This is a genomic window from Sphingomonas montana (assembly GCF_001956315.1).
GTDB classification, from domain to species: Bacteria; Pseudomonadota; Alphaproteobacteria; order Sphingomonadales; family Sphingomonadaceae; genus Sphingomonas_R; species Sphingomonas_R montana.
Window position 1 is genome coordinate 34,734 of sequence record NZ_MOLY01000046.1, and the last position, 24,669, is coordinate 59,402.

The 24,669-nt window shown below is 65.7% G+C and carries 20 protein-coding genes and 1 tRNA gene; 11 read left to right on the forward strand and 10 right to left on the reverse strand.

Annotation, left to right across the window (positions count from 1 at the left end; genetic code table 11):
- Positions 1-10: 10 nt before the first annotated feature.
- The gene (locus BKY59_RS15325; protein ID WP_076073031.1) at positions 11-1,573 is read left to right on the forward strand and encodes a lipopolysaccharide biosynthesis protein; all 1,563 of its coding nucleotides are present in this window, start codon (positions 11-13) and stop codon (positions 1,571-1,573) included.
- A gap of 112 nt (positions 1,574-1,685) precedes the next feature.
- Here the strand turns inward: BKY59_RS15325 and purH are convergent, their stop codons facing one another.
- The 3 genes from purH to BKY59_RS15340 all read right to left on the reverse strand — a co-directional run bounded on the left by purH (position 1,686) and on the right by BKY59_RS15340 (position 8,184).
- The gene (gene purH, locus BKY59_RS15330; protein ID WP_076073032.1) at positions 1,686-3,269 is read right to left on the reverse strand and encodes a bifunctional phosphoribosylaminoimidazolecarboxamide formyltransferase/IMP cyclohydrolase; all 1,584 of its coding nucleotides are present in this window, start codon (positions 3,267-3,269) and stop codon (positions 1,686-1,688) included.
- A gap of 247 nt (positions 3,270-3,516) precedes the next feature.
- Positions 3,517-5,820 carry a TonB-dependent receptor gene (locus BKY59_RS15335; RefSeq protein ID WP_076073033.1) on the reverse strand — a complete coding sequence of 768 codons (2,304 nt, stop codon included), beginning with the start codon at positions 5,818-5,820 and terminating at the stop codon, positions 3,517-3,519.
- A gap of 321 nt (positions 5,821-6,141) precedes the next feature.
- The gene (locus tag BKY59_RS15340) at positions 6,142-8,184 is read right to left on the reverse strand and encodes a S9 family peptidase (protein ID WP_076073305.1); all 2,043 of its coding nucleotides are present in this window, start codon (positions 8,182-8,184) and stop codon (positions 6,142-6,144) included.
- Between the two features lie 137 nt (positions 8,185-8,321).
- On the opposite strand from BKY59_RS15340, the gene BKY59_RS15345 reads away from it, so the two are divergent.
- The gene (locus BKY59_RS15345) at positions 8,322-10,118 is read left to right on the forward strand and encodes an aminopeptidase P family protein (protein WP_076073034.1); all 1,797 of its coding nucleotides are present in this window, start codon (positions 8,322-8,324) and stop codon (positions 10,116-10,118) included.
- Between the two features lie 89 nt (positions 10,119-10,207).
- The gene (locus BKY59_RS15350; RefSeq protein WP_076073035.1) at positions 10,208-10,825 is read left to right on the forward strand and encodes a glutathione peroxidase; all 618 of its coding nucleotides are present in this window, start codon (positions 10,208-10,210) and stop codon (positions 10,823-10,825) included.
- Between the two features lie 194 nt (positions 10,826-11,019).
- Here the strand turns inward: BKY59_RS15350 and BKY59_RS17835 are convergent, their stop codons facing one another.
- Positions 11,020-11,169 carry a hypothetical protein gene (locus tag BKY59_RS17835; RefSeq protein WP_165374871.1) on the reverse strand — a complete coding sequence of 50 codons (150 nt, stop codon included), beginning with the start codon at positions 11,167-11,169 and terminating at the stop codon, positions 11,020-11,022.
- Positions 11,170-11,306: 137 nt separating this feature from the next.
- Between BKY59_RS17835 and BKY59_RS15355 the strand changes: the two genes are divergently transcribed.
- Positions 11,307-11,381 (forward strand) — tRNA-Thr (locus BKY59_RS15355).
- A gap of 254 nt (positions 11,382-11,635) precedes the next feature.
- On the opposite strand, the gene BKY59_RS15360 is transcribed toward BKY59_RS15355, so the two are convergent.
- Genes BKY59_RS15360 through BKY59_RS15370 form a run of 3 tightly spaced genes read right to left on the reverse strand, consistent with a single transcriptional unit; the run spans position 11,636 to position 14,290 of the window.
- Entirely contained in the window at positions 11,636-13,303 is a 1,668-nt protein-coding gene (locus BKY59_RS15360; protein ID WP_076073306.1) for a recombinase family protein, read from the reverse strand.
- A complete protein-coding gene (locus BKY59_RS15365) occupies positions 13,296-13,742 on the reverse strand; it encodes a DUF2924 domain-containing protein (RefSeq protein WP_206362090.1) in 447 nt (148 codons plus the stop codon). Before BKY59_RS15365 ends, BKY59_RS15360 begins: the two co-directional genes overlap by 8 nt.
- Positions 13,742-14,290 carry a DUF3489 domain-containing protein gene (locus BKY59_RS15370; RefSeq protein ID WP_076073037.1) on the reverse strand — a complete coding sequence of 183 codons (549 nt, stop codon included), beginning with the start codon at positions 14,288-14,290 and terminating at the stop codon, positions 13,742-13,744. The genes BKY59_RS15365 and BKY59_RS15370 overlap by 1 nt, the downstream gene beginning before the upstream one ends.
- Positions 14,291-14,439: 149 nt before the next feature.
- On the opposite strand from BKY59_RS15370, the gene BKY59_RS15375 reads away from it, so the two are divergent.
- Positions 14,440-14,763, forward strand: a complete 324-nt coding sequence (locus BKY59_RS15375) for a hypothetical protein (protein ID WP_076073038.1) — start codon at positions 14,440-14,442, stop codon at positions 14,761-14,763.
- A 146-nt stretch (positions 14,764-14,909) separates the two neighbouring features.
- Here the strand turns inward: BKY59_RS15375 and BKY59_RS15380 are convergent, their stop codons facing one another.
- The gene (locus BKY59_RS15380) at positions 14,910-16,697 is read right to left on the reverse strand and encodes a YbhB/YbcL family Raf kinase inhibitor-like protein (RefSeq protein ID WP_076073039.1); all 1,788 of its coding nucleotides are present in this window, start codon (positions 16,695-16,697) and stop codon (positions 14,910-14,912) included.
- Between the two features lie 543 nt (positions 16,698-17,240).
- Between BKY59_RS15380 and BKY59_RS15385 the strand changes: the two genes are divergently transcribed.
- Positions 17,241-17,768, forward strand: coding sequence for a DUF937 domain-containing protein (locus BKY59_RS15385; protein WP_076073040.1), 528 nt, complete (start codon positions 17,241-17,243; stop codon positions 17,766-17,768).
- A 328-nt stretch (positions 17,769-18,096) separates the two neighbouring features.
- On the opposite strand, the gene BKY59_RS15390 is transcribed toward BKY59_RS15385, so the two are convergent.
- Entirely contained in the window at positions 18,097-19,080 is a 984-nt protein-coding gene (locus BKY59_RS15390) for an aldo/keto reductase (protein WP_076073041.1), read from the reverse strand.
- A gap of 93 nt (positions 19,081-19,173) precedes the next feature.
- A complete protein-coding gene (locus BKY59_RS15395; protein ID WP_076073042.1) occupies positions 19,174-20,268 on the reverse strand; it encodes an aldo/keto reductase in 1,095 nt (364 codons plus the stop codon).
- Positions 20,269-20,383: 115 nt separating this feature from the next.
- Here BKY59_RS15395 and BKY59_RS15400 point away from each other — a divergent pair, with 115 nt between their 5' ends.
- From BKY59_RS15400 to BKY59_RS17840, 5 genes are all read left to right on the forward strand, one after another.
- Positions 20,384-21,283, forward strand: a complete 900-nt coding sequence (locus BKY59_RS15400; protein WP_076073043.1) for a LysR family transcriptional regulator — start codon at positions 20,384-20,386, stop codon at positions 21,281-21,283.
- Between the two features lie 305 nt (positions 21,284-21,588).
- A complete protein-coding gene (locus BKY59_RS15405; RefSeq protein WP_076073044.1) occupies positions 21,589-22,134 on the forward strand; it encodes an isochorismatase family protein in 546 nt (181 codons plus the stop codon).
- A 32-nt stretch (positions 22,135-22,166) separates the two neighbouring features.
- The gene (locus BKY59_RS15410; protein ID WP_076073045.1) at positions 22,167-23,756 is read left to right on the forward strand and encodes a carboxylesterase/lipase family protein; all 1,590 of its coding nucleotides are present in this window, start codon (positions 22,167-22,169) and stop codon (positions 23,754-23,756) included.
- Between the two features lie 39 nt (positions 23,757-23,795).
- Entirely contained in the window at positions 23,796-24,257 is a 462-nt protein-coding gene (locus BKY59_RS15415; RefSeq protein WP_076073046.1) for a (R)-mandelonitrile lyase, read from the forward strand.
- Between the two features lie 29 nt (positions 24,258-24,286).
- Complete coding sequence (locus BKY59_RS17840; protein WP_165374872.1) at positions 24,287-24,454, forward strand: hypothetical protein; 168 nt, start codon at positions 24,287-24,289, stop codon at positions 24,452-24,454.
- The last annotated feature ends 215 nt before the right edge of the window (positions 24,455-24,669 follow it).

Genomic DNA, 24,669 nt, shown 5'->3' on the forward strand with positions numbered 1-24,669 from the left:
GCGACCGGCGGTGATTGACGCCGCACCTGCCGCGAGGCCGGGCACGGACATCGAGGCGCTGGCCAAGGGCGGACGGACGAATTTCTTCGGCTTCCTGTTGCGGCTGGCGGCGCGGCTGCCGTTCCTGTTCATCGCGGGGCGCATCTACGGCACCGACGCGCTCGGCCGGTTCGCGCTGGCGACGATCATCGTGGAGTTCGCGGCGCAACTGGCGACGTTGGGGCTGAAACGCGGGCTGGCGCAGCAGCTGACCCGTGCGGACGATCGGCCGCATGTCCACATCGTCTATGATGCGATGCTGGTCGGGATGGTCGGGTCGGCCGCCGCCGCGGTGCTGCTGATCTGCCTGCCCGACCTGATGTTTCCCAACAGCCGGATCAACGGACTGGACTGGCTGCTGCCGCTGACCGTGTTCGGCTGGGCGGGGTCGGATATCGCGCTGGCGGCACTCGCCTATCGCGGTGACGTGGGTGCGACGGTCAAGGCGCGCGCGCTGGTCGAACCCTGGACGATCAGCATCGCGGCGTTCGCGCTGTCTTTCTATTCGATCCGGGACGGACTGATCCTGGCCTATGTGCTGTCGACCATCGCGGCGTTCGTCGCGTCGGTCGTGCCGCTGTGGCGCAGTTACGGCCGCCCGACCGGCTGGCGTCCGCAGCCGCGCGTGCTGGCGCGGATCGCGCGGCGCAACCTGCCGCTGGCGGGGGCGGACGCGATCGAGTGGGGGTCGCGCCGGATCGATATCTACATCCTCGGCATCTTCTTCGCCCCGCAGATCGTCGGCATCTACTGGGCGGCGCAGCAGGTCGCGTCGCTGCCGCAGAAGCTGAAGACCAGTTTCGACCCGATCCTGGGGCCGGTCATCACGCAGAATCTGGAGGACGGGAACAGGGCGGCGGTGGCGCAGCAGGTGCGGCAGGTCGGTTTCTGGATCATCGCCGCGCAGATCGGCATCGCGCTGGCGCTGGCCATCCCGGGCGAGGCGGTGATGGGCCTGATGGGGCCGAGTTTCGTGTTCGGCACCGGCGCGCTCGCCTTCCTGCTGGCGGCCGAGGCGATCGCGGCGACCGCGGCGGTCAGCGAGTCGGCACTCATTTATGTCGCGCGCTATCGCAACTTGGGCGTCTCGGTGCTGATGATTGCGGTGCAGACCGTGCTGTCCGTGCTGCTGATCTACGCGATCCGCGATGCCATGCCCTGGGCGGTGCGGGCCGGATGGGTGCCCGCAGCGGCCGATCCGCGCACCGATCCGGTGTCCGCCGCGGGCGTGGCGATCGCGCTGATGGCGGCGCTGGGCATGGCGTCGGTGGTGAAGGCGCGGATGCTGCGCCGGTTGCTGGATGCGCGGGTTTCGGGCTGGCGCTGGGCGCTGGTCCCGGCGACGCTGCTGGCGCTGGCGGTGGGCGGGCTCACCCTGCTGCTGCCGGAATGGGCGCAGCTGGCGATCGGCATCCCGCTCATCATGGCGGCATACGGCGCGGTGATCTGGTATCGCGGGTTCGGCCCGGAGGACCGGCTGCTGTTCAAGATGGGCAACAAGGCTGCCGCCCCGCTTCCCGTGACGACGCCGTAGTGTCGGGAGGCTGCCTGTTCCGGTCGGTAAGGCGCGCTCGTCAAGCCTGAGGGGAGATCCCGGCGTGCGCCGGGATGATGAGTGTTGGGTGTGGCGGGCTGTCGGACGAGCTTCAGTGCCGGAAGTGGCGCATGCCGGTGAAGACCATCGCCAGACCGGCGTCGTCCGCCGCGGCGATGACGTCGGCGTCGCGGATCGAGCCGCCCGGCTGGATCACGGCCGTGGCGCCAGCCTCCACCGCCGCCAGCAGGCCGTCGGCGAACGGGAAGAACGCGTCGGACGCGACCGCCGAACCGATCGTCAGAGGGGTGGGCCAGCCGGCCTTGTCGGCGGCGTCCTTTGCCTTCCACGCCGCGATCCGCGCGGATTCGAGCCGGTTCATCTGGCCCGCGCCGATGCCGGCGGTCTGGCTGCCGCGCGCGTAGACGATCGCGTTGGATTTCACATGCTTGGCGACGGTCCAGGCGAACAGGCAATCCGCCAGTTCGTCCGCGGTAGGCTGACGCCGGGTGACGACGGTCAGGTCCGCCGCGGCGACATGGCCCGCATCGCGCGACTGGACGAGCATGCCGCCGGCGATCGATTTCAGCATCAGCCCGTCACGCCGCGGATCGGGCAGCGTGCCGGTCAGCAGCAGGCGCAGGTTCTTCTTGCCCGCGAACACCGCGCGGGCCGCGTCGTCGGCGGCCGGGGCCACGACCACTTCGGTGAAGATGCCGCTGATCGCCTCTGCCGTGGGACCGTCGAGCGGGCGGTTGACCGCGATGATGCCGCCGAACGCGGACACGGTGTCGCACGCGAAGGCGGCGCGGTAGGCGTCGATCAGCGTATCGCCGGACGCCACGCCGCACGGATTGGCATGCTTGACGATGACCACGGTCGGCGGCCCGTCGCGAAATTCGGCGACGAGTTCCAGCGCGGCATCGGCGTCGTTATAGTTGTTGTAGCTCAGCGCCTTGCCCTGCACCTGTTCGGCCTGCGCGATGCCGGCGGCGGCGATGGCGGGCAGGTAGAGCGCGGCCTGCTGATGCGGATTTTCGCCGTAGCGCAGGTCGGCGGCCTTGCCGAGCGCGACCGTCATCGTGGCGGGCAGCGTCTCGCCCTGGTCCACCCCGGCGAACCACGCCCCGATCGCGGCATCATAGGCAGCGGTCGCAGCAAACGCCTTGGCGGCCAGCCGGCGGCGCATGTCCAGCGTCGTGCCGCCTTCGGCCGCGACCTGCGCGATCAGTTCGGGATAGTCGGCCGGGTCGGTGGCGATGGCGACGAACGCATGGTTCTTGGCCGCGGACCGCACCATCGACGGGCCGCCGATGTCGATATTCTCGATCACCTCTTCGCGGCCCGCACCCTTCGCCACGGTCTGCGCGAAGGGGTAGAGGTTCACCACCACGAGGTCGATCGCGCCGATGCCGTGCGCGTTCATCGCGGCGACATGGGCCGGATCGTCGCGCACCGCCAGCAGGCCGCCATGGACCAGCGGATGGAGCGTCTTGACGCGGCCGTCCATCATTTCCGGAAATCCGGTCAGGTCGGATACGTCGCGCACGTCTAGCCCCGCCGCGCGCAGCGCCGTGGCCGTCCCGCCGGTCGATACCAGTTCCACCCCGCGTGCCGCCAGCGCCCGGCCGAGTTCGACCAGGCCGCTCTTGTCGGACACCGACAGCAACGCACGGCGGATGGGGATGATGGTCATGGGGCAACTCCGGCTGTCATGTCAGGCGCGCGCCCCTTAGCGCGGTTTCTGACCAGATTGAACCTTCGTCATCGCCCTGCGGGCGACCGCTTCGCGGCGGGATGCTTCCAGCCCGGCGCAGCGTTGCTCGTCGGTCAGGATGCTTCGGCATCGCTTCCTCCTCACGCCTCGCGCGAACCAAAATCCCCTCCGTCCCCGGTTTCGCACCGGACTGATAATCCGGTGCGAAGCTGCGCGCGCCTGCGCGTCAGAAGCCGCGGCGGAGGGTGACGAAGAACTGGCGGGGCGCACCGGCCAGCAACGTCTGGTTGTCGCCGCGCGCGCCGAAGCCGTTGGAACCGACCGTGCCGACATAATCCTTGTCGGTCAGGTTGGTGACGCTGCCTTCGATCGCGAAGCCCTTCAGCGGGCCGGTGGTGGCGAAGGTGTAGCCGATCGTCGCGTCGAGCAGCACGCGGCCGGATACCGACTGGTCGTTTTCGAACGTGAAGAAGCGGCGCGACATGTAGTCCGCGCCGATCCGGGCGAGGAAGCGGCTGTCGTCATAGACGATCTCGCCCTTCACCATGTGGCGTGGGCTGTCGGGCACGATCTTGCCTGCGGTGGCGGTGTTGACGCTGCCGTTGGTGTTAAGCACGTCGTCGCGGAATTCAGACTTGTTGTAGGAATAGGACGCGAACAGTGCGAGCGCGGGGATGAGCTTGTACTGCGCGGTCGCTTCGAAGCCGTAGTTGCGGACGTCGCCCACATTCTGGAGCGTCGTCGGGTTGCCGATCGAGGCGACGCCGTTGACCAGCGACAGCAGGCGGTTGCTGAAATCGACATAATAGGCCGCGGCCGACGCCTGGAACCCGGCAGCGCGGACACGGCCGCCGACTTCGTAGCTGTCCGACTTCTCGGGCTTCAGCGTGTCACGGATCAGGTCGAACCCGACCTGCGTGGTGGCGAAGGGCGATCCGCCGACCGCGGCGGAGGTGAAGGCGCGCATATTCTGCGTGAAGGTGGCGAACAGTTCGGTCGAGCCGCCGAGCGCGTAGACGGCGCCGACCTGCGGCAGGAAATAGTCCTTTGCGTCGATCGTGCCCGAAGCGAGGTTGCCGACGAGCTGCTTGGCGCGGTTGGTGACCTTGTAGCCCTTCCACCCGCCGTTGAGCGTCAGCGCACCGAGTTCGAGGCGGTCGGCGACATAGTACATCGCGGTCGTCGTATCGAACTTCACGTCGAACTGCGTCGCGAAGGGGTTCGACTGGAACGACAGCGCGTTGCGCGACGGAGTCGCCTGGTTCGCGAGGCCGTAGAAGCGGCGTGCGTTGCGGAACGCGTTCGATTCGTACCAGCCGCCGACTTCGAGCCGGTTGGGCCCGGCCTCCCACGCGACATTACCGAGCGCGCCGCCGCGGGTCATGTCGTACTCGGTCGCGCGGACCGACAGGGCGGAGCCGCCCGGTGTCGGGGTGTAGGGCAGGAACCACAGGCCCTGACCGTGATTGTTGTGGAAATAGCCGGTGAGCCTGACCGACAGCGCGTCGTTCAGCCGCCCGTCGAAAGTGGCCCCGCCGAGATAGTCGCGGCGCAGGCCCGCGGCGTCGAAATAGGCGTCGTCCGCGCTCACATAAGGTGCCGGATAGTTGGTGCCGCCGCTTTGCAGCACCTGCGCGATCTGTACCGCGAGCGGGAAGTTGTTGGAGATGTTGTCGGTCCTCAGCCCCAGCCGACGGATCATGTCGAGGCTGAGATCCTGATAATCCTGCTCACGGCGGTCGGAGAAGTTGAAGAAGCCGGTGAGGCTGCCGCGGTCGCCGAGATCCTGGACGAGCTTGACGTTCGCCTGATGCTGGCGCTGTTCACCGTAGCCCTTCCATTTGTCGGTCTTCAGATAGCCGTAGCTGACATAGCCCTTGAGGCCGTTGCCGGTCAGGTCGCCGCTGTCGAGCCGGACGAAGCCGCGATAGGTCGCGTCGCTGCCGTAGGTGCCCGATGCGGCGAGATCCATGTTTTCCGACGGGTCGCGCGACGTGAACATGATCGTGCCGCCGAGATTGCCGGTGGACGCGGTGCCGAGCGCGCCGGCACCCTGCGCTACCGAGACGGCACCGGTGTTCTCGGAGATCAGCGCGCGGCTGATGTGCAGGCCGTTGCTGTTGCCGTAGCTCATGTCGCCGAGCGGCACGCCGTCGAGCGTGAAGCCGAGCTGGTTCTGGTTGAACCCGCGGATCGAGATGCGCGACGACCATTCATAGGCGCCGAACGCGTCGGCCGCCTGGAAATTGACGCCGGGCAGCTTGGCGATCGCCTTCAGCGGCGTGGTGCCGGGGGTGAGGACCGCGATGTCGCGCGCCGTGATCGTCTGGACCGAGCGCGCCTGGCCGAAGCCCAGCACGACGATTTCGCTGCCGTCGCTGCCGTCGGTGATGGAGGCGTCAGCGGGGACGTCTGCCGTGGCGGCGGCGGTCGCGACTGCCGTGTCGGCCGGTGCGTCGGCCGCCCGGGCGGTGCCCGACATGGCTAGGATGGCGGTTCCGGCAAGCAGGCAGGCGCGGCGAGCGATCATGAAAGGTCCCCTTTGAGCGCGTGTGCCGATGCATCTTTCGCGCAAGGGAGCCCTTGCCGGCGCTGCTGGTCAGGTTCGTGAAGGTTCCGCGTCGGTTCGATGACGGTGGGGGTTGGTACGATTCATTGGATGAACTTTGTTCCGTTTGGTTCGAGCCTGTCGAGAACCCTGCGCGGAGTTCTCGACAAGCTCGAACCAAACGGGGCTGGGCAAGGGGGCGCTGTTGGCCGTCTCGGCTGTGCTCGACGGGGTCCCTCGGCTGCGCTCGGAATGGACGGTTTTTGCGGGCGGTTTTCACCGCCCGCGTTCTTGCTGTGCGGTCTATCCCAGCTGGTTGATCGCGAAGGCATAGGTCTCGGCGGCTTCGCGCAGCGCGTCGAAGCGGCCGGACTTGCCGCCGTGGCCGGCGCCCATGTTGATCTTGAGGAGCAATAGAGCATCGTTCGTGCGGGTGGCGCGCAGGCGGGCGGCCCATTTGGCGGGCTCCCAATAGGTAACGCGCGGGTCGTTCAGGCCGCCGGTGATGAGCATGGGTGGATAAGCCTGCGCCCCGACATTCTCGTAAGGGGAGTAACCGTGGATCAGGTCGAACGCGGCCTTGTCGGTGATGGGGTTGCCCCATTCGGGCCATTCGCCGGGGGTGAGCGGCAGGCTTTCGTCCTGCATCGTGTTGAGCACGTCGACGAACGGCACGTCGGCGATGACCGCGCCCCAGAGGTCGGGATCGGTGTTGGCGACGACGCCCATCAGCTCGCCGCCGGCGGAGCCGCCGTTGATCGCGATGCGGCCGGGCTTGGCGAAGCCTTCGGCGATCAGGCCCTTCGCGACATCGACGAAATCGTGGAACGTGTTCCAGCGCTGCGTCGCCTTGCCCTGGAGATACCAGTCGTAGCCGAGATCGTCGCCGCCGCGGATGTGGGCGATGGCGAAGGCGAAGCCGCGGTCGAGCAGCGAGAGCCGACCGGTGGAGAAGCTGGGCGGGATGGCGTGGCCGTAGGCACCGTAGGCGTAGAGGAACAGCGGGCCGGACCCGTCGCGCGGGAAGCCGACCGGGTAGACGACCGACACCGGGATCGACGCGCCGTCGCGCGCCGGCACCATCAGCCGTTCGGTGGCGTAGCGGCTCGCGTCGTAGCCGGACGGGATCTCCTGCACCTTCAGCGTTTCGAGCGTGTCGGTGGCGGGGTCGTAGTCGAACACCGTGACGGGGGTGACCATCGAGGTGTAGCCGATCCGGTAGAGCGGCGGATCGAAGGCAGGGTTGGACCCGAGCGCGGCGGTGTAGCTCGCCTCCGGGAACGCGATACGGTGATCGTCGCCGGCGTAGGTGCGCAGCCGGATCTGGTCGAGCCCGGCGACGCGCTCGGCGATCACGAGGTGTTTCGCGAAGCTGGTGAGGCCGGTCAGGTAGACCTGGTCGGAGCCCTCGATCACCGTCGTCCACTCGCCGGGCGTCGCGGGGTCGGCGCGGGCGATGCGGAAGTTGACGTGGGTGTCGTTGGTCAGGATCCAGAGCGTGTCGTGCGCGTGGTCGACCGAATATTGCCGTTCGACCTGGCGCGGGCTGACCAGCATCGGGGCGGCGTCGAAGTCGGCAGTGGGGACGAGCCGGATCTCGTCGGTCTGGTTGTCGCCGGTGCCGATCAGCAGATATTTGCGGTCCTGCGTGCGGCCAAGACCGACGCGGAAGCCCTGGTCTGGTTCCTCGTACAGCGTCGGCGCGGCGGTGGGATCATCGCCCAGCCGGTGCGCGCGGGCGCGGAAGGTGCGCCAGTTGTCGTTGACCTCGGCATAGGCGATGCGGGTGCTGTCCGCCGACCAGACGACGCCGCCGTTCACGACGTCGCTGACCGTCTCGATATCGGTGCCGGTCGACAAGTCGCGGATTTTGAGCGTGAAGCGTTCGGCGCCGCTGGTGTCCGCGCTCCAGGCGAGCAGGCGGGTGTCCGGGCTGATCGCCAGCGTGCCGGCGCGGAAATAGTCGTGGCCGGCAGCTTCCGCGGTTTCGTCGAGGATCAGTTCGTCGGGTCCGCCGGCGACCGGGCGGCGATACCAGAGGCGGTACTGTCCGCCAGTCTGGAACGCCCACCAGTAGAGATAGTCGCCGTCGACCTGTGGGACGGACGCGTCGTCCTGCTTCAGCCGGCCCTTCATCTCCTCGAACAACGTGTCGACGAGTGTCGCGCTGGGCGCCATCGCGGCCTCGAAATAGGCGTTCTCGGCCTTGAGGTAATCGAGGATCTCGGCGTCCTCGACCTTGGGATAGCCGACGTCCTTCAGCCAGTGATACGGATCCTCGATCGTCACGCCGTGCGCGGTGGTGACGCGCGGGCGGACCGCGGCGACGGGCGGCGGCGGGAGCATCGCGCTGGTGGTGGGGGTGCTGGCCGTCGCGGTGCTGGCGGGGGACGTATCGGACAAGATGCGGTCTCGGTCTGGCTGGCGCGGGGGACCGCGCGGGACTATCTGGGCGTCAACGCTAGATAGAAGGGCGATGGGCCATGTCCACCTATGAAGACCGGTTGCGGCTGCTGCGCGACGAACTGGCGGCGCGCACGCTGGACGGGTTCGTCGTGCCGCTGACCGACGAGCATATGTCGGAATATGTCGGCGCCTATGCGCAGCGGCTGGCGTGGCTGACGGGGTTCCAGGGATCGGCCGGGGCGGCGGTGGTGCTGCCCGCGGACGCCGCGATCTTCACCGACGGACGCTATACGTTGCAGGTCCGCGCACAGGTGGACGGGGCGCACTGGTCGTATCAGCCGGTGCCGCAGACGAGCATTGCCGGCTGGCTGTCCGAACATGCGCCGGCGGGCGGGCGGATCGGCTATGATCCCTGGCTGCACACGCGCGACTGGGTGGCGCAGGCGAAGGCCGCGCTGGCGGCGCGCGGGGCCGAACTGGTGGCGGTGGAGAGCAACCCGGTGGATGCTGTGTGGCCGGACCGACCCGCGCCGTCGACCGCGCGGCTGATGGTGCACGGCGACGACCATGCCGGTCGCACGTCGGCCGACAAGCGGCAAGCGATCGCCGACTGGCTGGTGACCAAAGGTGCCGACGCGACGGTCCTGGCAGCGCTCGATTCGATCGCCTGGACGCTGAACATCCGCGGGGCCGACGTGGACCACATGCCGGTGGCGCTCGCCTTTGCCATCGTGAGCGCGGACGGGACGGCGGACCTGTTCGTGGCACCCGAGAAGATGGCCGACGACGTAGGCCAGCATCTGGGCAATGCGGTGCGCGTGCATCCGCGCGACGCCTTCGCGGATCATCTGCGGTCGCTCAGAGGCCAGCGGATCGCGGTGGACCCGGCGCAGTCGGTGGCGGCGATCTTCGCCGCGCTGGAGGCGGGCGGTGCGCAGGTGGTGGAGGCGCGCGACCCGACCGTGCTGCCGCGCGCCTGCAAGAATGCGGGCGAGATCGCCGGGCAGCGCGCGGCGCAGGCGCGCGACGGGGCGGCGGTGAGCCGGTTCCTGCACTGGCTGTCGATCGAGGCGCCGAAGGGTGGGCTGACCGAATTGTCCGCGGCCGCGAGGCTGGAGGCGTTCCGGCGCGCGGACGACCAGCTGGTCGACCTGAGTTTCGATTCGATTTCGGGGGCGGGGCCGAACGGCGCGATCTGCCACTACAAGGTCGACGAGGGCAGCAATCGGCCGATCGAGATCGACAGCCTGTACCTGATCGATTCGGGTGGGCAGTATCGCGACGGGACGACCGATATCACGCGCACGGTGGCGGTGGGGACGCCGACCGCGGAGATGCGCGACCGCTTCACGCGCGTGCTGAAGGGTCATATCGCGCTGGCCCGTGCGGTGTTCCCGGACGGGACGGTCGGCGGGCAGCTCGACGTGCTGGCGCGGCAATATCTGTGGGCGGTCGGGCTGGATTATCCGCACGGCACCGGCCATGGCGTCGGGTCCTTTCTGTCGGTGCATGAAGGCCCGCAACGGATTTCCCCGGCGTGGAGCAGCCAGTCGGGCGGGTCGGAAAGGCTGCGCGAAGGCATGATCCTGTCCAACGAGCCGGGATATTACAAGGCGGGCGAATATGGCATCCGGATCGAGAACCTGCTGCTGGTCGAACGCCGGGACATTGCGGGCGCGGAGGCGCCGATGCTGGGGTTCGAGACACTGACCTTCGCACCGATCGACCGGGCGCTGGTCGATACCAGCCTGCTCGACGCGGGCGAGCGCGGTTGGCTGGACGCGTATCATGCGGCGGTGCGCGCGGTGGTCGGGCCGCAGCTGGACGGCGCGGCGAAGGACTGGCTGGATGCAGTGACCGTGCCGCTCGGCTAGACGGAATGTCCGCTTGCATGGGGGCGGGCGGCGGGCCCATGCAAGCGGAACAGGCGTTGCGCCGCCACGGCGATCGAAAAGGACGAGACATGCGGAAACTGGCGAAGTTCGGACTGGGCCTGGCGGCGGCCGGCGGTATTGCCGCGGCGGCGTTCGCAGCGGTGTTCCCCACCCCGCCCGCGACCCCGCCGATGGCGGCCGCGGAAGCCGCGCGCAAGACGGCGTGGGATTTCAACCTGGTCGCGATCGACGGCGAACCGATGCCGATGAAGGCCTATCGCGGCAAGGTGGTACTGCTGGTCAACACCGCCAGCTTCTGCGGGTTCAAGAAGCAGTTCGCCGGTCTGCAGGCGTTGCAGAACCAATATGGCAAGGCGGGCTTCACGCTGATCGGCGTGCCGTCGGGCAGCTTCAAGGACCAGGAATATGGGTCCAACAAGGAAATCGCCGATCATTGCCAGACGACGGGGATCAAGTTCCCGATGGCGGAAAAGTCGCCCGTGGTCGGCGCCGGCGCGCTGCCGATCTACAAATGGGCGGCGGCAAAGGTCGGGGCGGACAATACGCCGCGCTGGAATTTCCACAAATATCTGATCGGGCGCGACGGCCGCCTGATCCGCGCGTTCGGCACCGCGACCGATCCGACCGATCCGGCGCTGAACGCCGCGATCATGACGGCGATCCGAGCAAAACCGGCGCGGGCGTGATTGCAGCGTAAGGACCGGTCCCGATGCTCGTCGGGACATGGCGGCCGACCTGAGTGGGCCGGTGCGGGTCGGGAAACAGGGACGGTTCGCAACCGTGATCCCGGCGCAGGTCGGGATGACGCCGTGTCTTTGGGCCACATTCGACCCAAGCGGAAATCCCGGCCTTCGCTGGGGACCACCTGGAGGGTGGCAGGTCAGGTCTGGTCCGGAACCGGCCTGTCCTCGCCGGTTTCCATGGCGGGTTCCGAAACCGGCCGCGCGCGGGCCTGGGCCTTGCGGCGGCGCAGATTGTCGCGCAGCGCCGCCGCCAGCCGCGCGGCGCGGTCCTCTTGTCCGTTGGTCATGATCGGCAGCATAGTCGGTCGGACAGTACGCAGCCAGTCCCCGGAAGGCCGCCGCAGGCGGATGCGGCAACACGGACGCTTGACGCCTGCCGCCGCCTCCGCCATAGCCCGCGTCCTGTCAGGGCCCGCCCCGACATGCTGCCGTAGCTCAGTGGTAGAGCGCATCCTTGGTAAGGCTGAGGTCGTGAGTTCAATCCTCACCGGCAGCACCACGCAGTCTTGAAAATCGCGATATTTACCCCCTCCTGGGGACGCCCCGGTGAGAATGGCGCAGTTCCGCGGCTTTTGCGGCGACTGGTTCAGCTTTTGTGGCCAGAGACGCGGGCGCACTACGGCCATATCCTGCGAGAATCAGCCACCGTCTCTGCAGGCCAGTTTGGCCGCCACAAAACTTTGTGGCAGGTCCTGGAACGGCAACGGGCGCGACTCACGACCGCGCCCGCTGGTTGGTATCATGCTGAGTGTATCAGTAGCCGAGCACTCGTTGTTGCTCCTTCCAGCACATGGGCAGTTCAGAGATCCGCATCAGTGACCTAGCGGTAAGTTCTACCGGCTGGCGACCGTGCACGATCGACGTGATGATGTCGGGCGCAAGGAAACGCAGCCGGGCAAGCCGGGTCAGATGGCTGCGGCGGATGGCGTCGCCGACACCACCGCCGGCTTGGAGATCGTCATAGGCTGCACGCCCGCTGGCAATGAGTTGGATAAGGCGCGGATCACGGGCGCTGGGGCGGGCATCTGGGGCAGCGTAGACCAGCCGCATCTCGTGCCCGCGACGCTTCAGCGACACTGCCAGCTCCATAGTGATACAGTCGTCGATGCTGCCTTCCCCGTGCGAGCAGTTCATGACGCGTGCAACAGCCGGACGCGACAGGCTGATCACCACCGCGACCTCCGTCACCGTCACGCCAACGTCGAGCAGCTCAAGGATCTGCGCAAAGCGATTAGCGTCCGCCGCATCGTCGGCAAGCAAGGAACAACGCTGACGCTGAGTATCGCTGGCTGCACCTGGAACACCAAGCTCGGCCAGGACCCGGTCTGGGTCCCGGAATAAAGTGGTGAAGCCGTCACGTACGATGGTTTCAATATCGCCCGCCGGCAGTCGCCATGCTGGCTGCTCGACGCCTGCAAGGGCACGGCTGACATAGTAGCGATAGCGCCTGCCGCCCTTGTTCGCGTGCTCGGCAGCCATCGGGCGGCCGTGACCGTCGCGAATGTGTCCTGCCAGGATACTGCGCTGCCCGCTGTGCGGTCGCGGCGCGTTGCAGTCGAGCAGCGCCTGCGATGCGGCCCAGACGTCCGGTGCGACGATCCCGACATGCTCGCCATCATAGACATTGTCACGGTGGGGTATGTGACCCGTGTAGATCACGTTGCGCAGCAGATGTGTGATGGCACCTGCAGCGAAGGGCTTGCCGCCCACGACGCGACCATCGCGCATGACGCGGCGCTTGGAACATACGCCGCGTGCTGCCAGATCATCGACAAGGCCGCGGATCGTTCCAAGCGCCTGATGGCGTTCAAAGATCATGCGAACGGTGGCCGCCTCGTCCTCGCGGACGATGAGCTTGCGCTCGACAACTTCGTAGCCGAGCGGAACGGGCCCACCCATCCACATGCCCTTCTTCTTGCTGGCCGCGATCTTGTCGCGGATCCGCTCGCCGGTAACCTCGCGCTCGAACTGGGCGAACGACAGCAGCACGTTGAGCGTCAGACGTCCCATGCTGGTCGTGGTGTTGAACGCCTGAGTCACGCTGACGAAGCTTGCCCCTGTCGCGTCCAGGATCTCGACGATCTTGGAGAAGTCGGACAGGGCGCGAGTAAGCCGGTCGACCTTGTACACGACGATGACGTCGATCCGGCCCGACGCCACGTCAGCCAGAAGCCGCTTGAGGCCAGGCCGTTCCATCGTACCGCCCGAGTAGCCGCCGTCATCATAGAGGGCAGGCGAGGGGACCCACCCCTCATGACGCTGGCTGGCAATGTAGGCAGCGCAAGCCTCGCGCTGGGCATCGAGACTGTTGAACGCCTGCTCGAGACCTTCCTCCGTCGATTTGCGGGTGTAGATGGCGCAGCGGACCTCGCGGACGGCACCGGTACCAACGGCGGCGGGGCGTGCCGTTCGCTTAGCCACGGGCGGCACCGTATACCGGCGGCGGTCCCTTCGGCTTCAGTCCGAAGAAGCGCGGACCGGACCAGCGTGCACCCGTGATGGCACGGGCAACATGGCTGAGCGATCGATAGCGCTGGTCGTCAAACAGCACGCCGTCATCCGTTACGAGCACGGCATGCATGCGACCATTCCACTCACGCATCAGCCTCGTTCCCGGCTTCAGCTGGATCGGGGGGTCGGCAAGCTGCGTCGACGGGTCCTTGGCCAGACTGTCGAGCAGACGTTCGACCGCGGCCGGCAGACCGCGCTCGGCCTGTTCCTGAACCCGGTACGCGAGCTGACGGCGTAGCAGCGAGGCAGGCAGCGACGGTATTGCCTGCCCAAATGCCGTCTCCCACGCGACATGGAGTTCCAACACCGTCATTGCGGCGATGTCGCAGATCGCATCGTCCGTCCGCATCAGGATGCCAGCGTGTAGATGGTGACGCCGTCCCGCGAGCCGCGCTCGATTGCATGACCCTTCTTGCGCAAACCTGTCAGGGCAGCACGCACCGTATGGGGCAGCCAGCCCGTCGCGGCTGTTAGTTCGGCAAGGCTGCCTCCGCCCGGCCGGCGTAGCAGCTCAATCACATAACCGATCTTGCTCGTCCGTAACGACACTGCGATGAGCGCTACTTCCTCGCTGGGACTGGACATATCGTCCGTGCCGTCGGCCAGGCTCGCGGCATCGGGCGAGACACCATCGTCCACCCCGATTGCTGCCCGACCAGCAGCCGTGATGACCAGACCAATGTAAGCCTCAGCTTCCTGCCGAACGCTTGCTGCGTTGGTGTCGACTGGCGCCTCCATAACGAGGCCGTGTTTGATGAGCGCCGGGATTACCTTGCGAACGCGTTCGTCATGGCCGCTCAAAGTCTCGGATGGTGGCAGTAGATTACCATTTTCACGCTGGGCAGCGGTGGTGAGCAGGATGAGTTGGAGGTCGTTCGGTTTGAAGATGCGGGGCATGTGGGGCTCCAGGATTATTGAAGCCGCATCGGTGCGGCTCCCACTGCCCAGAGCCCCGGGGAAGTGTGTCCGCGGGGCGGCGGTGCGCCGTGGCGACACTGCACGAACAGCAATGCTCCGAACGACGGACAAGTCGACGGGAAAGTCCGATGGCAAACAACTTTGCCGGCACCTGCGCAAAGCTGCGGGTCGACTTCCCCGCTCATTCTGTCCTGTGTGTGGTCATGCCTGACCTTACTCCCTTCGATCCAGACCGCTTGGAGCTGATCGCGCTGCTGCTTACCCGAGTCGGCATGATCATGGAGGATACAAGTGCTCTCGCTATTCAGCAGCCGCCCAGCGACCCTGCCGAACTTCGTTGTCACATCGCCAAGTTGCGTGGCCACAGCGAAACCATCATGGCGATGTTGATCGCGGCCGAGCGTTTGGTTGGTACGCCCGGCGCTGCCCCTGAAAAGCGAGCAACAATGTAAAGATTGGTGGTGAGCGGTCCGTCCGCTTTCGGGCGCTGCCGCAGGCAGAAGACCTGCTCGACGCCCTCGAGACAGGCAAGTTAGCCTGAACCAACGTCCGCTTTCACATCCCGCTCAACCCTGCACGAACGGCCGACTTTGGGTCATCACCGCCGCTCGGCTTCGGCGTAGGTTCCGATCAGATCTCCTGTCGCCACGACATGGCCTGCGGCTGCGGCAAGAAGCTGGTCGCGGGTCGCGGCAAGCGGCAGGTCGAGCTGCCGGTCCAGCGCCAACAGCTGGAAGTGGTAACGGTGCGCCCGATCGCCCTTGGGTGGACGCGGGCCGTACCAGCCGACGGTGCCACGGCTGGTCGCACCTTGCATGATCCCTTCGAGCGAGCCACCGGTCAACCGATCGCGCTCCTGCAGGCCAGCTGGCAAGCGGGTGGTGCCGGCGGGCACGTTCCAGGCGACCCAGTGGATCACCGGCTTTGCGGCTCCGTCCGGATCCTCCATCACGATCGCATAGGTCACGGCGCCTGCCACCGACGTCCAGTTCAAGGCGGGTGAGATGCCGAGTCCGTATTCGCTGTGCTCGCGCGGGATTGCGCCGTTCGCCGCGAAGGCTGCAGCGCTGACCGCGATCGACTGGTCGCCGCGTGCGCGCGTTTCCGGTCGGGCAAGCGCGAGCGGCACGCTGTTGCCGCGCGCAGCCTGCTCCAGCATCGGTGCCGCCGGGGGGGCCAGTGGTGCCGCCTGACCTGCCGCGCCCTCATGGGCGATCCGGTAGACGATGCCGTTCGCATCGTCGGACAGCAGGATCGATCCGTCGCGCAGCACGGCTACGCCGCAGGGACGACCGTAATGCCCGGTGCCGTCGCGGCTCATGAAGCCGCTCACGAAGGTTTCGACGCGCAAGGGCTGCCCTTGTACGTCGTAGCGGATACGCGCTAGTTCGTAGCCGGAAGCCGGCTTGCGGTTCCAGCTGCCACGCAGCGCGACGAAGGCGTCGCCAGCGGCGTCCGCGCCGAAGCCGCCGCCGGGATGGAACGCCCATTGCATGCCCGCCGAATGCGCGACGTGCATCAGCACAGGGTTGGTCGAGGCCGCCGCCCACTGTGCGGCGGTGAGCCCACCAGGCGGCTCGTCCTGCGGATTACGCTGGCCGTTCTCGAACACATAGGGCCAGCCGTAGCGGTGTCCGCGCTCAATCCGGTTCACTTCCTCACGCTGGAGGTCGTTGCCCAGCCAGTCGATCCCCTGGTCCCAGCCCCACAGCTCGCCGGTGCGCGGATGCCAGCCAAAGCCGATGGTGTTGCGCAGGCCCGAGGCCCACACCTCGCGCTTCTTCCCATCCAGGCTGGCACGGATCAGCGTAGCGTTCTCCTGGCTGGACTCATCACACGCGTTGCAGGTCGAGCCGGCGCTGATGTAAAGCATGTTGTCCGGCCCTACCGCGAGCGTGCGATTGAGGTGCTGGCCGGCGTCGGGCAGGTCGTCCATCAGCAATTCCACCTGGCCGATGCCGCCATCCGGGCGCAGCGGCGCGCGGAACACCTCACGCGCGGTCATGAAATACAGCTGCCCGTCGTGGATGGTGAGGCCGTGCAGGCCCGGACGGTTGACCACCACGACCGGGGCGCCATCGGCCCGCCCGTCGCCGTTAGCGTCGACCAGGCGGATGATGTCGGCCTCCGACCGGCGGCTGATGTACACCGCGCCGTTGGGCGCCACCGCGATCATGCGGCTGTTCCCGAGGTTGCTCGCCCAGACGCTGGCGCGATAGCCGCGCGGCAGCTTGAGCGAGGACGCGAAATCCGGGCTCGGTTTTAACGGCGTCAGCTCGTAGAAATGCGCATGCACCGGCCGCTTGTCGTTGTCCTCCGGGCTGCTCTGGCCGAGCGCAGGCGTCGTGGCGAGGAAAAACGCGGTAGCGAGCAGGGTGGCCTTCATGCGGAGTAATCCTTCTTGGGTCCTGCCAATAATGCGCGAGACACCGTCACGCTCCCGAAGCGTGCGGCCGACTGCCGCTTTCACGCTCGCGCCCTGTCTCGCTTGGAACCGGTTTGATTTGGCCAGTTAGGCGGCGAAGGATATGAGGAACGTGCCTGGCCGTTACCAAAAGGAAGGTCGACGGCTCTTTGCCGCCAGCCGTTGCGAGGCCTGGGACTTCAGCAACACATTTTTACCGTCATCCAATAACCTGAATGGGCGTCTAGTTGTTGGAAGCTGAAAGGGCGGCGTGGGTGTCGGATTTTGGGTCTTGCTGGCCATGCTGAAATAGCCAGTTCGCAATTCTAACGTCCGACAACGATGCAGGCCGAATCGATGGAAAATCCGGCCGGATAGAGTTCGTCGAGGGAAATTCGTCTGTTAGCAATCACCTAGTTTCTACTGGCCGCCGCGATCGTCGATCAGCCTCATCCTCAATTCTTCATTCTCAGGACCCAAGTGTGTCAGCGGCCGTTTAATGCCTATCACTTCGAGGATTTGACGATGAACTTGAACGATCTACTGCCGAGTGGCGGTATCGAAGCGCTCGCAAGCCAGCTGGGAGTGCCACCTGAGCAAGCCCGGCGCGGTGCCGAAGCACTCCTCCCTTCTGTTCTCGGCGGGATGGGGGATAACTTGGCTGGCCTTGAAACCCATGTCGACGCACTCGGCGGTGCAGAGCTTACCGAGAATGTCGTCGCCTCCGAACCGACACAGATCGACAGAGGCAATCAGCTTCTTGGCGGCATTTTCGGGTCGAAAGACGTGAGCCGTCAGGTTGCGGGCCATGCCGCTGACAGCAGCGGTCTCGACCCGGCGCTTCTGAAGCAGATGCTCCCGATCCTTGCCATGCTGGTGGCGGGCCACCTGTCGGGACGCTCCGGTGGGCAGCAGGGCGGCCTGGGCGGCATCCTGGGGTCGGTGCTTGGCGGACTGGGTGGCGGCGCTGCCGCTGGAGGCGGCGCGCTTGGCGGAGGTCTTGGCGGCGGCCTAGGAGGCATTCTCGGTTCGATACTCGGCGGCCGCCGGTAACGCCGCCCCGCGACGGAAGATCAACACTGACGGACGGGGCTGATATGCGCGGGCGGGGTTCACCGGACCCTCGACGCCCTGGCCAGTGATTACCGAGCACGGACGCTGACGCTTCCACCCTGGCAGCTACCTGACACGGTCGGATTTAGAAACGCACTGTTTCAGTTGCGTCGTCGCATATGTCCTGAGTTTCGTGACAAACGGTTATTGTAGGGATGACCACGAAGAAGCGTGCATATGCACTCGTCGAGAATTGTAACAAGCGACGCGCCAACGATGATGGCGCGTCCATTGCTCCCGGTGCGAAGATTTACGTCGTGCACGCCACTTACCGATCGATCAGTTTCATGCCCATCTCCGGGTAGCGGGCACCCTGAACGGGGATATCGGACAGGATGGCACTAAGCTTCTGCAGTTCATGAGCAGTCAGCCTGACATCGGCTCCCCCGACGTTCTCTTGAAGACGGTGCAGCTTGGTCGTGCCGGGGATCGGTACGATCCAGGGCTTCTGCGCCAGCAGCCACGCAAGAGCCACCTGCGCAGGGGTGACGCCCTTGACCTCCGCAAGCGCACCGACCTGTTCGGCCAGTTTCTGGTTCGCGGCACGCGCCTCTGCTTGGAAGCGGGGCAGCATGTTGCGGATGTCGCCTTCGGCAAAGCTCGTGCTGGTATCGATTGTCCCCGTCAGGAAGCCCTTGCCCAAAGGGCTGAACGGCACAAACCCAATACCCAGCTCCTCGAGCACCGGCAGGATCTCCGCCTCCGGATCGCGCGTAAACATCGAATATTCGCTTTGAAGCGCCGCAACCGGCTGCACGGCATGCGCCCGCCGGATCGTCTGGACGCCCGCCTCCGAAAGGCCGAAATGCCTAACCTTGCCCTCTGCGATGAGGTCGCGCACCGCGCCGGCGACTTCCTCAATCGGAACCTCGGGATCCACGCGGTGTTGGTAGAAAAGGTCAATGCGGTCGGTCTTCAGCCGCTGCAACGACTGCTCGGCAACGAAGCGGATGCGCTCCGGCCGACTATCGAGCAGGCCGGTACGCGCATTGCCATCCTTCCAGCCGAACTTAGTAGCAATCACCACTTGATCGCGGAAGGGAGCGACCGCCTCACCTACCAGTTCCTCGTTTTCGGCACCATAGGCTTCAGCCGTGTCGAAGAAGGTAACGCCCAGATCATGGGCTGCACGAATGAGCTCGATCGCGTCACCGCGCTCGGTCGCGGGGCCATAGCCGAACGACAGCCCCATGCAGCCGAAGCCGAGGGCAGATACCGCAAGTCCGTTCGTCCCAAGCGTGCGCGTGCCCATGGGTCTTCCTTTCACTGTCAGTATCGGGTGTGCGTGCCGAGCGACCACCGAGACAAAGCCACTGCTTTGTTCAGATTACCTCAGCCCCTGCGGTTAACGGTCGACCTTGCCGAGCGGACGGTCCGATCCGGCCTCATAGGGTTGCTCGAACGCCGGCGCGCCGTCCTTCAGCCAGCGGTGCCGCTGGCCGACGCCGAACGCATCGTAGGGATAGCCACCTGCCTCGGGGCGGCTGACGATTTCGAGCGCGGTCGTTGCCTCATCGTCGAGGACCAGATCGGCCGCGCCGAGATTGTCGCTGAGATGCTCGACCGTTCGTGCGCCGAAAATAGGCGCGGTAACGCCGGCGCGATCCGCCAGCCAGCTAAGTGCCACCTGCGCGGGCGTCGCACCCATCGCCTCAGCAATGCGGGTTACCGTGTCGATCGTGTCCCAATTCTGGTCGGACTTTGCGGAATCTGCGGACGTCCATTGATACAGAGGCTTCTCCGATCCTGCCCGCGTGTTCGGGGCTGGCGTGTCGCCGCGCCGATACTTGCCGCTCAAGAATCCACCGGCGAGTGGCGACCAGGGCAGGATGGCGAGATCATTATGCCGGGCCGCGGGGAGCACCTCCCATTCGGCGCGTCGTGACAGCAGGCTGTATTGCGGCTGCAGCGACACTGGCACGTGCAGACCCATTGCCTTGGCCGTCGAGACGATCAGCTGGATCTGCCAGCCCTTGAAGTTGGACAGGCCGACATAGTGGATCTTGCCGGCGCGCACCGCATCATCGAGGAACAGCAGCGTCTCTTCGACGGGCGTGTGCATGTCCGCTGCATGGAGCTGGTAGAGATCAACCGTCTCGACGCCAAGGCGCTCGAGCGATGCATCGAGCGAGCGGTGCAGGAAGCGCCGCGACAGCCCAAGGCCATTCTCGTCGGTAGGATCGCCCATCCGCCCCTTTGTCGCGAGGACAACTCGATCGGTCACGTCCTTGGGCCGCGAGGCAAACCAGCGGCCGATGATCTGCTCCGCGGCGTTGCCGGCATAGACATTGGCGGTGTCGATCAGCGTACCCCCGGCCTCGAGAAAGCCATCGAGGATCGCAAAGGCATCGTCTTCGGACGTCTCGTCACCGAAATACATCGTGCCGAGCGCCAGGCGGGAGACGACGGTGCCTGTGTTGCCGAGCTTGCGATACTTCATGGGTGCTACCTCCTTTGGGGCCAAATTGATTCCTACCGCTGCTCGACATGTGGCCTCTGCGCTTCCGCGCGATTAGAGGCGATAATCAGGATGCCCCTAGAAGGAACGCTTCTGAATGCCCCAAGCCAAGCTCGACGACATTGAGGTGTTGCTGACCGTTGCCCGGGAAGGCAGCTTCACCCGTGCCGCAGCGCTGCTCGGAGTGTCGCAATCGGCGTTGAGCCAGACGGTACGGACATTGGAGGCGCGGATCGGCATTCGCCTGCTCGATCGCACCACACGCAGCGTCGCGCCGACGGAAGCAGGAGCACGGCTACTGGAACGGGTCTCGCCCCGTCTCGAAGAGGTTCGAGCCGAGATCGCTGCACTTAGCGCGTTGAAGGAGACGCCCGCCGGCACCATTCGCATCACCGCCGACGAGCACGGTGCAAGGACTGTTCTTTGGCCGCGGCTTGTCCCCTTGTTGAAGACCTATCCCGACGTGAACGTAGAGATCGTCTCGGACTATGGCCTGACCGACATCGTAGCCGAGCGCTACGACGCTGGCGTTCGACTGGGTGAGTTGGTCGCCAAGGATATGATCGCGGTACCGATCGGACCCGAACAGCGCATGATCGTCGTCGCGGCGCCAGCGTATCTACAGGACAAGGCGGCTCCAGCAACCCCACAGGATCTTCTGACACACGCTTGCATCAATATTCGCCTGCCTACGCACGGCGGCCTGTATGCCTGGGAGTTCGAAAAAGACGGTCACGAGGTCAAGGTACGGGTCGAGGGTCAATGCGTGTTCAACACGCTCGGGCTGATCGTGGAGGCCTCGCTCGAAGGTCTGGGCCTTGCGTTCGTGCCGCAGGACGCGGCGGAGCCCCATCTGGCAGCAGGAACGCTCCGGACGGTGTTAGAGGATTGGTGCCCCTCTTATCCCGGTTACCACCTCTTCTACTCCAGCCGCCGACAGCATTCGGCCGCGTTTTCCCTGGTCGTCGACACCCTGCGATACCGTGCCGGGCATTGATAAGATCTTCTAATAGGACCATGCGGAACTTAGCGTCTAATCCAGAGAGCGCCCCCGGCTTATTGTTGCAGCGCAGTCAGGCGACCCGCCAGGATTGTGTCTGACAGCAGATGGGGTCACCAATGCGCGAACCAAATTTTGGACAGTCCAGCAGCGCAGACAGGCAGGAGCTACTGCGAACCGGAGCATTTGGCTCAGTGCTTGGTGTCATGGCAGCTGTAGGCGCCGCTCCGGCTCTCGCTCAGACAAGCCGCCCGGCAGCCCTCGAGAGTAGCACGCGTCGGGCACGGGTCAATCCGGCCACGGTGCAGGTCCTTTTCGTCGATCTGCAGACATCACTGGTTGCACAAAGCAAGACGACCCCGCCCCAAACGATCGGGACGGCAACGGGTGTTCTGGCCAAAGTGGCGCAGATCCTGAAGCTGCCAACCTTGTTCAGCGTGGTCCTGGAAGGTGAAAATCCACCGAAGTTGATCGCCCCCCTGCTACCCTACAGCAACCCGGCAAACACGTTCCTGCGCAACCCCGCCGGCGCGCTCATGGACCCGGCGACGGTTCAGGCCGTTGCTAGATCGGGCCGGCGCACCCTGGTGATCGCGGGATATGTCGCAGAAGTGGCTATCCTCCATGCCGCTCTCGATGCGATCGCAGCAGGCTACACGGTCTATTACGTCGTCGATTGCATCGGCAGCCCATCGCCTCGGACGGAAAGCGCCGCCTTTCGCGAGCTCGAACTCGCCGGTGCCGTCCCCACCTCGGTGCTCAGCCTTACGACGCGACTGGCACCGGACTTTTCTCAGCCGCCAGGCTCCGAGACCTTCGCCGCACTCAGCCCCATCCTGAAACAATAAGCCGGCTTTCCGCCGACCCACGGGGAAAACGAATGTCTTTGACGACGACCTTGCGGCACACTGTGACCGCTGCCCTTGCCTCGCTGAGCCTTCTTAACGCGGTGCCTGTTGCTGCCCAGTCCGCCCTTGATGTCGTGTCCGCTCAAGGTCCGCTGTCGGGCGTTGCCAACGATGACCTGCAAAGCTGGCTCGGCATTCCGTTCGCGACGCCGCCTGTAGGCCCCTTGCGCTGGAAACCGCCCCAGGTGATGAAGCCATGGACCGCAGTTCGGAAGGCGAACACGGTGGCGTCGAGCTGCGCGCAGAACGCCGATCTCGGTGTGTTCGCGCGCGCCGGCGGCAGCGAGGACTGCCTCTATCTCAACGTGTATCGCAGTGCGGCCGCGGCAGAGCCGGGGCAGAAGTTGCCCGTGTTCGTCTGGATCCACGGCGGTGCCATGCAGGTGGGCCAGGGGGCGGATTATGATGCGACCAAGATGGCGCTGCGCGGCAAGGCAGTCGTCGTTACGCTCAACTATCGGCTTGGCGTGTTCGGCTTCTTCGCGCAGAAGGCGCTTGACACCGAAGGGCATCCGTCCGCGAATTACGGGCTGCTGGACCAGCAGGCGGCGCTGCGCTGGATCAAGCAGAACATTGCCGCTTTTGGCGGTGATCCTACCAACGTGACGATTGCCGGCGAGTCCTCGGGCGGCAACAGCGTGATGCTCCAGATTGCGTCCCCCTCGGCCGCTGACACCTTCCAGCACGCGATCGCCATGAGCGGTGCCGGCGTGATGACGCGGCATCCGGCGTTCGGTGCTCCGCGGCCCCTCGCCGTCGCGCAGGCGCTTGGTGACAGGCTGGCGAAAGAAGTTGGGTGCGAGCAGGACACCGCTGCCTGTCTGCGTGCACTGCCGGCGAAGCGCCTGCTCGATACCCAAACCGACTACCTCCTCAACGAAGCGATCATCGATGGCACCGTGGTGCCAATGCATCCGTCGGATGCTTACCGAAGAGGGCGGATCAACCATGTCACGCTGGTCAACGGCAACACCCGCGACGAGGCCCGCTTTTTCGTGGCGCTTCCCGAGCTCGCCTCGGGCAAGGCAATGACGGCGGCTGATTACCCCGCATGGCTCGAACGCCAATATGGCGCGGCGCTCGCTTCCAAGGTCGCGCGGGAGTATCCACTCACACGCTACGACAGCGCCAGCGAAGCGTTCGCCGCGGCTGCAACCGACAGCATGTTCGCGTGCACTGGCCTCGCCCTCAACCGTTCGCTGGCCAACAAGATTCCGGTCTACGCCTATGAGTTCAGCGACGGCACGGCGCCGACCTATGTCGGCCCGACCACCTTTCCGCTGCTGGCATCGCACACCTACGAGCTGGCTTACATTTTTCCCGGCTTCCGGGGCGGGGCCGACGTGACCGTAAAGCTCAACCCGCTGCAAGAGAAACTGTCGGACCAAATGGTCGACTATTTCGCGCACGTCGGCGACCTTCCTTCCCGGACGGAATGGCCACGGTTCGACACCGATCGCGATGACGTGATGACCTTCAAGCTTCCGGGTGCCGAGCTGGTGTCCGGCAAGTTCGCAGCCTTTCACCGCTGCGGCTTCTGGGATCGCACGGGCACCTACTGAGCATTTTGGGCCAGCAGCCACCTTCCGAAAGGATACACGATGAAGTTGTTCGTTCTCGCCGGAGCGCTCGCCGCTCTTTCCACGGCGGCTTTCGCACAGGAGGTCGTTCGTGCGGGCTCGACCGAGGCAAAGCCTGGTCCGTCAGAAAACTTCACCGGTTCAGTGCGGGTGCGGCTGCTGATTAGCCCGACGGCGCCCGGACAGGCTGGGACCGCGCTCGTCGCCTTCCAGCCTGGCGCACGCAGCAACTGGCACACGCATCCTGCGGGTCAAACTTTGTACGTGACCGAAGGCTGCGGTTGGACCCAGGTCGAGGGCGGCCCGGTCACCCGCATCTGCAGGGGTGACACGATCTACGCTAAGCCAGGCGTCAAGCATTGGCACGGGGGCACGGCAATCACGGCGATGACGCACCTCGCCATCTCCGAAACCCGAGACGGCAAGAAAGTCGACTGGCTCCAGCCGGTCACGGCCGCGCAATATCGCGGGCCTGCTCGCTGACATTCCCGCTCTCGTCCGAAAGGAACATCATGCGCCTCCTGACCCTTGCCGCACTCGCCTTCGGCGCGGCGCCTGCTGCAGCCGAGCAGGTTAAGTCTGTCGCGCCCGAGCCGATGCGCCGGGTGGCACCCGCTCTGGCCGACTACACCGATCGGCTGCTGTTCGGCGATGTCTGGAAGCGGCCTGGGCTTACATGATATGGTCTGCCGATGATGTCGCGCCGTTCATTTATTATTTTGCCCGCTACGCTCGCGTGGCTGTTGAGCGCATCCCCGGCATGGACCCATTCCAGTCCGGTCACCCCCACCGTGTCCGAAATGGAAACATTCGTACGGAGCGAGTGGCCGTACTTCAGCAATCGCATTCGAACCGGGGACGCACTGGCTGTAAAGCCCAAACGGCTGACAAACGT

Excerpts from the sequence above, each read along its gene's own strand:
- purH (WP_076073032.1), bottom strand. The coding sequence starts at position 3,269 with ATGACCATCATCCCCATCCGCCGTGCGTTGCTGTCGGTGTCCGACAAG.
- BKY59_RS15335 (WP_076073033.1), bottom strand. The coding sequence starts at position 5,820 with ATGATCGCTCGCCGCGCCTGCCTGCTTGCCGGAACCGCCATCCTAGCC.
- BKY59_RS15340 (WP_076073305.1), bottom strand. The coding sequence starts at position 8,184 with ATGCTCCCGCCGCCGCCCGTCGCCGCGGTCCGCCCGCGCGTCACCACC.
- BKY59_RS15345 (WP_076073034.1), top strand. The coding sequence starts at position 8,322 with ATGTCCACCTATGAAGACCGGTTGCGGCTGCTGCGCGACGAACTGGCG.
- BKY59_RS15350 (WP_076073035.1), top strand. The coding sequence starts at position 10,208 with ATGCGGAAACTGGCGAAGTTCGGACTGGGCCTGGCGGCGGCCGGCGGT.
- BKY59_RS17835 (WP_165374871.1), bottom strand. The coding sequence starts at position 11,169 with ATGACCAACGGACAAGAGGACCGCGCCGCGCGGCTGGCGGCGGCGCTG.
- BKY59_RS15365 (WP_206362090.1), bottom strand. The coding sequence starts at position 13,742 with ATGCGGACGGACGATGCGATCTGCGACATCGCCGCAATGACGGTGTTG.
- BKY59_RS15370 (WP_076073037.1), bottom strand. The coding sequence starts at position 14,290 with ATGCCCCGCATCTTCAAACCGAACGACCTCCAACTCATCCTGCTCACC.
- BKY59_RS15375 (WP_076073038.1), top strand. The coding sequence starts at position 14,440 with ATGGCAAACAACTTTGCCGGCACCTGCGCAAAGCTGCGGGTCGACTTC.
- BKY59_RS15380 (WP_076073039.1), bottom strand. The coding sequence starts at position 16,697 with ATGAAGGCCACCCTGCTCGCTACCGCGTTTTTCCTCGCCACGACGCCT.
- BKY59_RS15385 (WP_076073040.1), top strand. The coding sequence starts at position 17,241 with ATGAACTTGAACGATCTACTGCCGAGTGGCGGTATCGAAGCGCTCGCA.
- BKY59_RS15390 (WP_076073041.1), bottom strand. The coding sequence starts at position 19,080 with ATGGGCACGCGCACGCTTGGGACGAACGGACTTGCGGTATCTGCCCTC.
- BKY59_RS15395 (WP_076073042.1), bottom strand. The coding sequence starts at position 20,268 with ATGAAGTATCGCAAGCTCGGCAACACAGGCACCGTCGTCTCCCGCCTG.
- BKY59_RS15400 (WP_076073043.1), top strand. The coding sequence starts at position 20,384 with ATGCCCCAAGCCAAGCTCGACGACATTGAGGTGTTGCTGACCGTTGCC.
- BKY59_RS15410 (WP_076073045.1), top strand. The coding sequence starts at position 22,167 with ATGTCTTTGACGACGACCTTGCGGCACACTGTGACCGCTGCCCTTGCC.
- BKY59_RS15415 (WP_076073046.1), top strand. The coding sequence starts at position 23,796 with ATGAAGTTGTTCGTTCTCGCCGGAGCGCTCGCCGCTCTTTCCACGGCG.
- BKY59_RS17840 (WP_165374872.1), top strand. The coding sequence starts at position 24,287 with ATGCGCCTCCTGACCCTTGCCGCACTCGCCTTCGGCGCGGCGCCTGCT.